The sequence below is a fragment of the Vibrio sp. 10N.286.52.C3 genome, from assembly GCF_041468865.1.
GTDB classification, from domain to species: Bacteria; Pseudomonadota; Gammaproteobacteria; order Enterobacterales; family Vibrionaceae; genus Vibrio; species Vibrio crassostreae_C.
Genome location: NZ_JBFRJM010000002.1, coordinates 1 through 12,270, shown reverse-complemented (window position 1 = coordinate 12,270; position 12,270 = coordinate 1). Strand labels below are relative to the sequence as shown.

Sequence of the window (12,270 nt, the reverse complement as noted above, 5' to 3'; positions counted from 1 at the left end):
GCGATTATAGGAATAAGACATATAGCAAAAAATAAAGTAAGCTTTATTTAATACATCACGATTGGCTATGTATTGAGTCATGCAATGGTTGGGGAACGAAGGCGAATCCTGACCTATGATTGATTAAGACCACATTGACAGGGAGAGTAACGGTGAGCGACGTGGAAAAGTTGGATTTAAATCTATTGAGCGTGTTCTTAGAAGTGTATCGATTAAAGTCGATCACGCTTGCATCAGAATCGCTTGGTATGACTCAGCCTGGGGTTAGCGGGGCATTGAAGCGATTGCAATCTCAGCTTGATACCGACCTGTTTATTCGTGAAGGGCGTGGGATTATTCCGACTAACGCTGCGGTGCAATTGGCAGACCGAGTAGAGCCTGCTCTAGAAGGGATAAGCAGCGCAGTAAGCACTTTAAAGACATTTGATAATCAGCAGCATCATGTGTTTCGTATCCTGGTGAATGAGATTGGATTAACCAAGCTTCAACCTCTCGTCGAGCAAGATGAGACGTTGGGCAATATCTCGATTGAATTCAATATGGTGCCGAACAACGAAGAAGAATTATTGCAAGGCTTGAGCATGCAACAAGCTGATTTAGCGATTGATATCCATTACCCGCAAGTTAACGGCTACATGAAGCAGCCGATGATTGAAGATGAGTTGGTGCTGATAGCTCGAAAGGGGCATCCGAGAATCAATGGCTCTGTGACGCAAGAGCAATATTACAACGAAAAGCATGTTACTTTTAGAATGCGTCGAACCCGTTTATACACGGCAGATTATTTTACCAAGTCGCCACTGAAACAGAGAAAAGTGAGTGCCGAGTGTGACTCGCTGATGACCATGTGTGTGCTGGTATCGGGCTCAGATTGTGTCGGCAGTACATCGCGTGATTTTGCCAATCAATTTTCCGAATCCTTCCAGCTTCAAGTCCTTGATCAGCCGTTTGAAATCTTACCGATGCAGCAATACATGATTTGGCATAAAAGAACCGATTTGAACCCTGCTCATCAGTGGCTGAGAAACAAGATTCAGCAATATATGGCTGATTAACGAGCCGCTCTTGCTGCTCGTTTCTGTTTGGCGCTCTCTATCATCTTAGAAGGCGTCATTCCTGTCACCAACATGGTGCCGGTGATAACCAGAATTGAACCAACAATCGTATTGATGCCAATTGCTTCATCTAAGAATAAGTTACCCCATAGAATACCAAATACCGGAATGATGAAGGTCACGGACAGGGCTGAAGGTGCGCCGAGTTCAGAGACGAGATTGAAGTAAAGTAGATACGCTAACCCAGTACATACCGCGCCTAATAAGACAACCGATGTAGTGATCGTAACGTCGGGTGTTTCTCTCATCGGAATAAAGAATACAAACGGCAAAACCAGCAATACCGCAGCCCACATGCTGCCATGAGCATTGTTGAATGCCTCAACTTTAGGGGCTTGTTTGGTATAGTTTGACGCTATTCCGTAGCTAAAGGCCGCCATCACTGCTGCAAAGATAGGAAGCATAGCCTCACGGCCAATGTTCATCGCATCCCAACCGACTAACACGCCAACTCCTGTTACCCCAATCCCAAGTCCCAATAGAACTTTCGCCTCGAGTGCTGTTTTGGTCCATATTGCACCAATGATTGCCGCCCATATTGGCGCGGTAGAGTTCAAGATGGCGAGTGTCGAGGCGTTAAGTGTCTGCGCGGCATAAGCGAAAAGCAAAAAAGGAAGTGTGGTGTTAAACAGGCCGAGAATGAAGAAGTGTTTTGCGTGATCATGAAAAGAGAGCTTCTTTTTTAAATAGAAAGAAACTAAAAGCAGAGTAAGTGCTGCAAACAGAACTCGCGCTTCAATTAAGACTGCGGGCCCTAATGGATTGGCGGCCATTCTCATGAAAAGAAACGAGCCTCCCCATATAGCCGCAAGTAGTATCAGTTTTAAAAAGCTCACAGTTTGAATCTCAGATTGTGTAAAACCTGACTATGGAGGAAAGATAACTATTACACAAACATAGATGCCAATACTGTGCAGTTATGGACATAAAATCGAGCCCGTTAATCAGGAACAATTTCGATGAATTTCGTTCTGTTTATTGTTCCTTATTTGATGAGTAATCTAGCGTTAGACATCAAACTTAGGCAAACAAAATGAAGATTGAACACATCGCAATTTGGACCAAACAACTCGAAGTACTGAAGCGATTTTATGAAGATTATTTCGGCGCGACATTGAACTCAAAATATCACAACCCAACTAAAGGGTTTTCTTCATACTTCCTCTCGTTTGAGACTGGAAGCCGACTAGAGATCATGGAAATGGACTCGGTGCCTGAATCGAAAGATGACATCTATGATCAGTTTACAGGCTTTGTTCATATGGCGATTTCACTCGGGTCGGAACAAGCGGTCGATGCACTCACTCAACGCTTGGTCGAAGACGGCTATGAGCGCTTAGATGGCCCAAGAAAAACAGGCGATGGCTATTATGAGAGCTGTATACTCGATCCAGATGGTAATCGCTTGGAACTTACCGTTTAATGTAGAGACTTAATTGAGTTACTCATCTACTAACGGAACTGAGGTATGACAATGATGAAGCTTGCTGTGACTTTCCTTTTTAGTCTTGGGCTTATGGGATGTGCTACCTCAGAACCGGTGTATGAGCAGGAGGCGGACTCAAAGCCTGAACCATCACAACCCATAGGTTACCTCGGTTTTAAAGCTCACCAAGAGTGGGCGATTCAATTCAATGATTGCACGGTCTACGATTTAATCGGTGCACAACCTTACCAGTGGTTTGATCGCACTTCAGCCTCTGTGAGCTGTTATACGTTTAAGCCAAACGATGCCATCGAGCCTTTATCTGTCTATGCCGACGCAAACTTCGACAGCAATAAGCTAGCCCCGATTAACCTATTTCAAGAGCTGCAGGTATCAGAGTCTGGCTGGGGCAAGTTTCCTGCCGTCTATGAGACCAACGGTACCAATTGGCTGAAAGTCAAAGAGGGTTGGATTCACCTCACTTTAGCCGATCAGACACTCGTCCAGTTCTACCCGGGAACTCAAGACCTATCCGGCAAATCTCAGCATGATCAGTATTTTGAGCAGCATTGATCGTAATGCTGACTGTTGATTAGTCTTTAGATCGATCAAAAAAGATCTTTTAACTGTTGCTGAAACCGGTTTCAATCTGTATCTTTGCTTTTATTGAAATCGATTTCAGAGTTGTAATTGCAGCTCAAATTCTGATCTTTTTCACGAATAACTTGTAGTGAGTAATGGTATGAACAACGAATTTTCGAACGATTTTTTATGGGGCGGTGCAGTAGCAGCGCATCAACTAGAAGGCGGCTGGGATGCGAATGGTAAAGGTGTCAGTGTTGTTGATGTATTAACAGCGGGCGCTCATGGTGTACAACGTCGAATCACCGATGGCGTGATTGATGGCGAAAACTATCCTAACCAAGTCGCAGTGGATTTCTACCATCGCTACAAAGAAGACATTAAGTTATTCGCTGAGATGGGCTTTAAGTGTTTCCGTACCAGTATCGCGTGGACGCGTATCTTCCCAAATGGCGATGAAGCTGAACCGTGTGAAGCGGGATTAGCGTTTTACGATGATCTGTTTGACGAGCTGTTGAAATACGACATTCAGCCTGTGGTAACACTGAGCCACTTTGAAATGCCTTACCATCTAGCTAAGGAATATGGCGGCTGGATGAACCGCAAAGTGATCGACTTCTTCGTTAAGTATTCAACTGCAGTGATGGAACGATACCAACACAAAGTGAAATACTGGATGACGTTTAACGAGATCAACAACCAGATGAACACCTCGGCAGATATTTTCGGTTGGTTATGCTCTGGCGTGAAGTTCCCGCAATGTGAAAAGCCGCAAGAAGCCATGTATCAAGCGGTTCACCACCAGTTTGTTGCAAGTGCTTTGGTGGTTAAGAAAGGTCACGAGATCAATCCAAATCTTCAAATTGGCGCAATGTGTGCGATGGTGCCTTTCTATCCTCGTTCTTCAAAGCCAGAAGACATCATGGTGGCACAGCAAGCGATGCGTGACCGTTATTTCTTCTCGGATGTAATGGTGCGTGGTCATTACCCAAATTACGCTAAGCATGACTGGGCAATCAAAGGCTTCAATATTGAGATGCAGCCCGAAGATGAGCAGATCCTAAAAGAAGGCAAGGCTGATTACTTAGGCTTTAGCTACTACATGTCTAATACCTTGGATTCTTCTTCTCACCAATCGACTGAAGAAGCGATGGACGGCGGTCATGAAAACTCGGTCGATAACCCGTTTATCCAGTCTAGCGATTGGGGCTGGCCAATTGACCCAACCGGTTTGCGTTTCTGTTTAGCGTCTCTGTATGAACGTTATGAAATGCCATTGTTCATCGTTGAGAACGGTTTTGGCGCTGTTGATACCATTGAAGAAGATGGCAGCATTAATGACGACTACCGTATCGCTTACCTTGGCGACCACATCAAAGAGATGAAAAAAGCCGTTGCGATTGATGGTGTTGATTTGATGGGTTACACCCCTTGGGGCTGTATCGACTTAGTTTCGTTCACCACGGGCGAGATGAAAAAACGCTACGGATTCATTTACGTAGATAAGCACAACGATCAATCTGGCTCACTAGAACGCAAGCGCAAGAAGTCTTTCGAGTGGTATAAAGGTGTGATTGCATCTAACGGTGCCACTATTTAGAATGCATTCCCCAGCGCAGTTATGTGAACTGTGAGCTGTCATTTTGCAATGAATTAGTCGGCCTATGTCGGCTAATTTTTTATAAAGGAAAAGAAGCGAATGGTAACCATGCTTGATGTCGCAAACCGCGCAGGCGTATCTAAATCGACCGTTTCTCGTGTCTTAAATGGCAAGAACATCGTGCGCCCAGATGTGGTGAAAAAGGTATTTGATGCGATTCAAGAAACAGGTTATCGACCGAACTTGTTGGCTCAGCAATTGGCGACCAAGAAGACCAATTTCATCGGCTTTGTAATTACCAATGAGTTGTTCGATGGCCCTTACTTCTCTTCCTTGATGTATCACGCGGCTTCTTATAGCGAAAAGTCGAATCACCAACTGGTGATCACCGATGGCAAACACAGCGCTGAAGACGAAATAAAGGCGATCAACTTCCTGCTGGATATGAAGTGCGCGGGCATCATCCTCTATCCGCAATGCTTAACCGAATGTGAGATTGCAAAGATCATCGACAGCACCGACACTCCGATTCTGGTACTCAACCGTGAAATGCCGTCGAAGCCCAATCATGCTATTACCACCGACCATTATCAGAGTGCTTGTTTGATGGTTGAACACATCATCGAGCAAGGCCATACAGACATTGCAGTGATTCGTGGTAAAGCCGGTTCTTCGACCGATGAGCTGCGTTACCAAGCCTATCAAGATGTGTTAACTAAACATGGTGTTGCATTGGATGAGTCCAACGTTGTTCAAGGTGATTGGACGATGGAGAGCGGTTATCACGCGGCTCAGGCTTTGGCAAAAAGCAGAACCACATTCACTGCTATCTTGTCTGAAAACGATGATATGGCGATTGGTGCGATTAAGGCGTTAACCGAACTTGGGTACTCATTGCCTCAAGATGTTTCGATCGTCGGCTTTGATAACAGCAAAGTGGGGGCGTTTTTAACGCCAAGCTTAACGTCTGTGAGTGTGCCATTAGAGCAAATGACGCAAAAGGCGATCCTGCAAATTGTCGGTGAAACAGAGCAAGCGACCACCATCAATACCACTGGTAGTTTGGTGTTACGTGATTCGATAGCGAAGCTAAATTAGCACTGTTCGAATTTCATATTTTACCTACAAAAAGTGACGAGCTGCGCATCTCTTAAACCAAGCTCAAACACTCCTTATTCACTGTTATTTAGATGTGCGATATTGCGTTTTTGGTCGATGAATTGACCACCATTAGTTAAGTAATGTGAAGCTAGATAAGTAATATGAAAATAGCTAATTGATGTGAGAACAGGTAAGTAACGTGAAAACAGAAAAACAAAAAATGCTAGCAGGTGAACCTTATCAGGCTTGGGATAAAGAGCTTTATGCAGCTCGTATCGAATGTCGCAAGGTGCTTCAAAAACTCAATAACAGTATTCCTGACACACCCGAATGGGAAGCAGCAACGCAAGAGCTGATTCCGGGCTGTGAAAATGCGCATTTAGAACCTCCATTTCGTTGTGACTACGGCTCGAACATCAAGCTAGGCAAGAACTTCTACGCTAACTTTAACTGCGTGATTTTGGATGTGGCTGAAGTGACTATTGGCGACAATGTGCTGCTTGGTCCGAACGTTCAAATCCTGACTGCAGGTCACCCACTCGATGTGAAAGGCCGTGTAGAAGAAGGCGTTGAGTTTGGCACACCGATTAATGTTGGCAACAATGTTTGGCTTGGCGGTGGTGTAATTATCTGCCCCGGTGTCACCATTGGCGAAAACAGCGTGATTGGCGCGGGCAGTGTCGTAACCAAAGACATCCCAGCCAATGTGGTTGCAGTCGGTAATCCATATAAAGTGCTGAAAGCGATCGATAACGAGTAATAATCAGATTGAATTGATAAAGCCCGAACCTAGGTTCGGGCTTTGTTTTTTCTATTCTTGCTAGATGCTAGATGCTAGATGCTAGATGCTAGATGCTAGATGCTAGATGCTAGATGCTAGATGCTAGATGGAACAGCTTGTTGTGCTTGCTTCTTATCTAACGCACCACTGAATCGAGTCAGAACAAGAGCGATCAAAACGATCACAGCACCTACCCAAGGGGTGTTCATTAATCCAGATTTCGCGACAATCAAACCACCACCCCAAGATCCCAATGCAATACCGACGTTGAAGGCTGCAATGTTCAACCCAGAAGCGACATCGACGGCGTCAGGTGTGTATTTCTCAGCCAGTTTCACAACATACACTTGTAGCCCCGGAACGTTCCCGAATGCAAATGCACCCCAAACCAAAATAGTCGCAACGGCTGCGTAAGGGTTTACAGCGGTAAAGTTGAATACCACCAGTACCGCGGCTAAACCAGAGAAGATAACGGTCAGTGCTTTAATCGGGCCCATCTTGTCGGCCATTTTGCCGCCCCAGATGTTACCTACCGCTACTGACACACCGTAAACCAACATGATTAAGCTGATTGAGCTCGAATCAAACCCTGATACGTTTTCCAGTATTGGAGCAAGGAAGGTAAACGCTGTGAATGTGCCGCCATAACCTAGTGCTGTGATAGCGTAAACCAACAGTAAGCGTGGTTGAGTTAGAACCTTTAGTTGTGCCGAAATCTTCGCCGCTGGTGGTTGCTTAAGGTTGCTTGGAACCAAGATAGCGCTACCGATAAGAGCAATAAGACCAAGCAGAGCCACGATCAAGAAGGTCGCTTGCCAGCCAAAGGTTTGCCCGATATAAGTGCCCAGTGGTACGCCGGTTACCAATGCAACCGTTAAACCTGTAAACATGATCGCAATGGCACTGGCTGCTTTATCTTTTGAAACCAAACCTGTCGCGATGGTCGATCCAATCGAGAAGAACACGCCATGGGCAAGGCCAGTCAAAATTCGTGCGGCGATCAGCGTGTTATAACCCGGAGCTTGCCACGCCAATAAGTTACCAATGACAAACAATGCCATCACGGTTAGCAGCACCGCTTTACGATTCCATTTGCCGGTTAATGCCGTTAATACTGGTGCGCCAATAGCAACGCCAAGCGCGTATAAACTGACTAATAGGCCTGCCGATGGCAGAGATACATTCAAGTCGCTCGCCATGGTAGGAATCAAGCCTACGATGACAAATTCTGTGGTTCCGATGGCAAAGGCGCTGAGCGTCAATGCAAGTAATGCTAGTGGCATAATCATCTCTCTTACTGTTCTTTGTTAAATACCGAGCGCGATAAAATGGGGCAGCTTGTTACTGCAATAGGAGCGCTTCGTTTGGTGGCGAGGATTATCTAGCAATATATATTTGTGATAAATGGCGCTATTAACAAATAACCTTTGTGTTATTTGCAATAATTGGAGGGTTAACCGATCATTGGATTAAGCTGATGAGATCGAAAAGACACAGATGATTTGAGCTGTGATGAGCACAAGCGAGATGACATTAAACAAAATGAAGATAGCGAAGGAGCCTTATGTTAACCCGTTCAGATGATTTAGAAATGGTACTCACCGTTGTCGATGCTGGTGGTTTTTCTGCGGCGGCAGAGGCGCTGGATGTGCAGGTCGCCAAGGTGTCTCGTTCGGTGAGTAAGGTTGAGTCGCAACTCGGCGTCTCAATATTCAACCGAACAACGAGACGCGTGGAATTGACGGAGGAAGGACGGCAGTTTGTCGATTCAGTCAGGGTGGGATTACAGATGATTCAGAGCGCGGAAGAAGAAATCGTGTCGCGCGGAGAGTTGCCAAAAGGTCGTTTAAGAGTCGATGCCGCCAGTCCATTCGTATTTCACCAACTAGTGCCGTTGGTGCAGTCATTCAAAGAGGCTTACCCAGACATTGAGTTGGAACTCACTTCCAACGAAGGCTTCGTTGATCTTCTCGAAAAGAGAACTGATGTTGCGATTCGAATCGGTAAGTTGTCCGATTCAACACTGCACGCTCGCCCGTTAGGAAAAAGTTTACTCCATATTGTTGCGTCACCTGATTATCTCGCTAAGCGTGGGGTGCCCACCAAACCTGAAGATTTGAGTTCGCATCAAATTGTGGGGTTTGCGGGTAACAAAGTGCTTAACCATTGGCCTTTACCAAACCAAAGTGATGTCGCGCCTACTGTGACAGCCAGTAATGGTGAAACCGTGCGTCAACTAGTCTTAGCTGGAAATGGGATTGCTTGTTTATCGGGGTTTATGGTGCAGGAAGATATGGCTGCGGGTCGCCTAATCCCTATTCTGGAACAAGACAAACTTGCCAACACAGACCGAGAGCGAGTGAATGCGGTTTACTACAAGTCGTCATCGGTCTCTAAACGTATCTCGGCGTTTATTGATTTTATTCAGCCCCGTTTGAAGCTCTAACTAAGGCAGTTGACGATATCCGCATAAATGAAAAAAGCCCCGCTGACGTGCAGCGGGGCTTTCAAATCGAACTCGATAGCTTGTCAGTGTGCTTTCTAGTAACAGACTACTGAAACTGTACTTAAGCGATCTTAGTCATCTCGTTAAGTGTAAATGACGTAACACTACCTTCGGTTGCTGCCATGTATTCAGCAAGGTGGGTATTACCCATGTGTGTTTGCCAAAGTTCACGCGACGTCCAGTTTTCGTAGAAAGTGAAATGTGCTGGGTTTTCATTGTCTTGGTGAAGGTCGTAGTTGATGCAGCCTTCTTCAGCGCGAGTAATATCAATCAGCTTTAGCAGCTCTGCTTTAACCAATTCAATTTTGCCTTCGTTAGCGACGATGTTTGCGACGATAGTTAGTTGAGTCATGTTGGTACCTATATTATTTTTCACCGAAATGGTGATTTGTCTGTGTTTACAGTGCCACTCTTTGTTCATTGAGCTGCAGTCTGTGTCGATGGATAAATAATAGTGGGAATATTTGAAACGATAAACAGTGCTACATTTGAATTATTGTCAAAAGATAATTGATAATAGCTTGGGTATTATGTGCTACTCGGCGTAGGTTAGGAGTGTTTAGAAGCCGCCCGCCCATGCATCAAAATCGTCAATGTTGTCGAGCTCTTCTTTAGTTCTTGGGGCTGGGTAATAAGGCAGAGCCAATCTTTGAGCGGAAGGTTGCAGTTCCCAATCGGGTGTAATCTTGAGTCGGGTTAACTCATCGTTGAGGCGCACAAACATATAGTAGCCATCGGCATGGGTATTGGCGTAACTCGCGATAGTTGCGATATCACCAGAAGGTAACTTTACGTCTCGACCCAGTGGATAGAGTTGGTGCAATGCGAAACTCACTTTGGGATCTTCAAGTTTGCCTTGCTTAAAGCGCTCTAATCCGATGGCGGTTGAAGTAGTGCGCGGCTTCCAACCTGTGAGGAACAATCCACTCAAGTGATCTTGGAACGGCTTACCCTTTCGATTGCCTTCATTGGTAATGAATTGAACCGTCAATGTATCTCCCGATTCTTGCAGAATATCTAAAAACTGTTCACCAGTGCGATCGACCAAAAGCTTCATAATATCCAGTTACCATCAAGAATGAGAGACAATAAAGGGTACTACTATAGGGAAGGCTTGTGTAGGGACGATAAAGGTTATGTAGTGTGAACAATGTTTTCGGTGTTGATCCTTACATGTCCCTTAGATGAACAACAGCTTTAGCGCTTACGTAAGTAATGCGTTTGCACGATCTCATATAAGTAAGTCGACACGCCTGTTAGTGTGAAATCAAGCGGTGAAACTAGATCTCCAAACAATGGTGAAGCATCACCCAGACCGAACAGACTCACCATCGAAATGGTAGAAAACCCGCTAAGTTTATATTGCCTGACACTCACTCAACTTAGGTGATTTGTAGGTCAATTTACTGATCTTCAAATTTATACTGGATAATTACCTATAAATTTCAGGATTTAGCAGTAATAATCAATGAATAGATCGGAATAGCTTGTTCATTGAAAAGCTGTACGGAAAGTTTCTAAAGACGCCATCGTGAAAAGGAAGTCAGATACATGCCTGTGCTCCAACGCATCAGTTTAACGTTAATCTTAATCGCCGTTTTAGGTGGGTGTTCTTCACTTCCTGAAGGTATCGATCATCCAACAGAACCGCCAACCTCTCCTGCACCTAGTTCTTTATCGGTTCTAACCAATGAATTTCAGCCTGAAGCTTTAGAGCAAGGCACCACTGCGGTTCGTCTGCAAGAGTCTGGTTGGGATGCCTTGGCACAGCGATTAGCGCTGGTCGAAAGTGCCGAGCACACCATCGACATTCAATATTACATCTGGAACTCTGACGAATCGGGCAGCTATCTCGCTAGCCGTTTATTAGCAGCGGCCGAGCGCGGTGTGAAGGTTCGCGTAATGCTGGATGATATCAACCTCAACGAACGTGAAGGGTTGCTGTCGGCACTGGGTGCACACCCGAACGTCGAGATTCGTATCTTCAATCCAACACCAACACGCCGCGGTTTCAGTAAATGGCTGAGCTTTGTCGGCGACTTTTCTCGTTTAAATCGCCGTATGCACAATAAGTCGTTTACCGTCGATGGTACTTTGTCTGTGGTGGGTGGACGTAATATTGGTGATGAATACTTCGACCTTTCTGATGAAATCAATTTCCGAGACCGCGATGTATTAGTCATGGGCTCGGTAGTTAACACCATCCAAACCAGTTTTGTTGAATACTGGAACAGCCGTTGGTCTTACCCTGTCGATATGCTGGGTGATGACGAGCAACCTGATCTCTCGAAGATAGATAATATTGTCGTTCCGCATTATCAAAATTACCCGGAATTGCCACTAGATCGTAAGGCTGCTGATAGTTTGCTGAAAGAGGTGATTGGTGAGATGGCATGGGTGAATGCGCGTTTTGTTTACGATCAGCCTGTTCCTGATGATTCAGACAATACCGATGAACCGAAAGCGACCGCGATTCTTCTAGGTAAGTTAGCGAGTGAATCGAAACAAGAGATCTTATTGGAATCGGCTTACCTTGTATTCGATGATGGTCAGCTTGAAGAGTGGCAAGTGTTGAACAATAAGGGCGTTGAGATAAAAGCGCTAACTAACTCTATGGCCTCTAATGATCTGGTGACTAATCATTCTGCTTATGCGGGCAGACGTTACGATATGTTGGAGCATGGCATCGATCTGTTTGAGCTAAAACCAGAATCTAAGTTGTGTGAAGCATCGACTCAAGACGTGTCTAAATGTGCGCCTGAGACAGCCTATGGCTTGCACGCTAAATCAGTCGTATTCGACCGCAGCATCGCGAGCATCGGCTCATTTAACTTCAACTTGCGCTCTACCTACCTCAATACTGAATCGGTTTTGATCATCGAAAATAAAGAGATTGCTGAAACGTTAGCAGACACTATTGAGCAAGCAATGAGTGAAGATAATAGCTGGCGCTTGGAATTGGAAGACGGTGATGTGTATTGGTATTCAGGCGATCAACGTTGGGACAGCGAACCTGACACTGGTCAATGGGAACGAATGCAGTCAGGCTTCCTACAGTTGTTACCGATTGAGAAATATCTGTAAGCTAGCCGCCTCCGGATAAATAAAAATGTCAGCGTATATTACGCTGACATTTTTGTTGTGCGCCGAGCATGGCGT

Annotated in this window: 12 protein-coding genes; 8 read left to right on the top strand and 4 right to left on the bottom strand. The window is 45.3% G+C overall.

The features are described 5' to 3' along the window. Window positions 1-152 precede the first annotated feature (152 nt). Window positions 153-1,055: a LysR family transcriptional regulator gene (locus AB4138_RS01035; protein ID WP_017059462.1), complete on the top strand. Its 903-nt coding sequence runs from the start codon at window positions 153-155 to the stop codon at window positions 1,053-1,055. On the opposite strand, the gene AB4138_RS01030 is transcribed toward AB4138_RS01035, so the two are convergent. Further along, entirely contained in the window at window positions 1,052-1,951 is a 900-nt protein-coding gene (locus tag AB4138_RS01030; RefSeq protein WP_017059463.1) for a DMT family transporter, read from the bottom strand. The genes AB4138_RS01035 and AB4138_RS01030 overlap by 4 nt on opposite strands. Window positions 1,952-2,148: 197 nt before the next feature. Between AB4138_RS01030 and AB4138_RS01025 the strand changes: the two genes are divergently transcribed. The 5 genes from AB4138_RS01025 to AB4138_RS01005 all read left to right on the top strand — a co-directional run bounded on the left by AB4138_RS01025 (window position 2,149) and on the right by AB4138_RS01005 (window position 6,584). Further along, a complete protein-coding gene (locus AB4138_RS01025; RefSeq protein ID WP_017069698.1) occupies window positions 2,149-2,538 on the top strand; it encodes a VOC family protein in 390 nt (129 codons plus the stop codon). A 51-nt stretch (window positions 2,539-2,589) separates the two neighbouring features. Continuing rightward, complete coding sequence (locus AB4138_RS01020) at window positions 2,590-3,114, top strand: hypothetical protein (protein WP_136973666.1); 525 nt, start codon at window positions 2,590-2,592, stop codon at window positions 3,112-3,114. 169 nt (window positions 3,115-3,283) lie between these two features. Beyond that, window positions 3,284-4,723 carry a 6-phospho-beta-glucosidase gene (locus tag AB4138_RS01015; RefSeq protein ID WP_372304685.1) on the top strand — a complete coding sequence of 480 codons (1,440 nt, stop codon included), beginning with the start codon at window positions 3,284-3,286 and terminating at the stop codon, window positions 4,721-4,723. Window positions 4,724-4,822: 99 nt separating this feature from the next. Further along, window positions 4,823-5,821, top strand: a complete 999-nt coding sequence (locus tag AB4138_RS01010; protein ID WP_372181254.1) for a LacI family DNA-binding transcriptional regulator — start codon at window positions 4,823-4,825, stop codon at window positions 5,819-5,821. A gap of 202 nt (window positions 5,822-6,023) precedes the next feature. Then, window positions 6,024-6,584 carry a sugar O-acetyltransferase gene (locus AB4138_RS01005; protein WP_372181255.1) on the top strand — a complete coding sequence of 187 codons (561 nt, stop codon included), beginning with the start codon at window positions 6,024-6,026 and terminating at the stop codon, window positions 6,582-6,584. Between the two features lie 116 nt (window positions 6,585-6,700). Here the strand turns inward: AB4138_RS01005 and AB4138_RS01000 are convergent, their stop codons facing one another. Beyond that, window positions 6,701-7,888, bottom strand: coding sequence for an MFS transporter (locus tag AB4138_RS01000; RefSeq protein WP_017062388.1), 1,188 nt, complete (start codon window positions 7,886-7,888; stop codon window positions 6,701-6,703). Between the two features lie 281 nt (window positions 7,889-8,169). On the opposite strand from AB4138_RS01000, the gene AB4138_RS00995 reads away from it, so the two are divergent. Then, the gene (locus AB4138_RS00995; RefSeq protein WP_372181257.1) at window positions 8,170-9,051 is read left to right on the top strand and encodes a LysR substrate-binding domain-containing protein; all 882 of its coding nucleotides are present in this window, start codon (window positions 8,170-8,172) and stop codon (window positions 9,049-9,051) included. A gap of 121 nt (window positions 9,052-9,172) precedes the next feature. Here AB4138_RS00995 and AB4138_RS00990 read toward each other — a convergent pair whose 3' ends face one another. Next, window positions 9,173-9,463, bottom strand: coding sequence for a putative quinol monooxygenase (locus AB4138_RS00990; RefSeq protein WP_104216430.1), 291 nt, complete (start codon window positions 9,461-9,463; stop codon window positions 9,173-9,175). Window positions 9,464-9,670: 207 nt separating this feature from the next. Continuing rightward, window positions 9,671-10,168, bottom strand: coding sequence for a hypothetical protein (locus tag AB4138_RS00985; RefSeq protein WP_372181259.1), 498 nt, complete (start codon window positions 10,166-10,168; stop codon window positions 9,671-9,673). 494 nt (window positions 10,169-10,662) lie between these two features. On the opposite strand from AB4138_RS00985, the gene AB4138_RS00980 reads away from it, so the two are divergent. Continuing rightward, on the top strand, window positions 10,663-12,195 hold the full coding sequence (locus tag AB4138_RS00980) for a phospholipase D family protein (RefSeq protein ID WP_372181260.1): 1,533 nt from the start codon (window positions 10,663-10,665) through the stop codon (window positions 12,193-12,195). Window positions 12,196-12,270 lie beyond the last annotated feature (75 nt).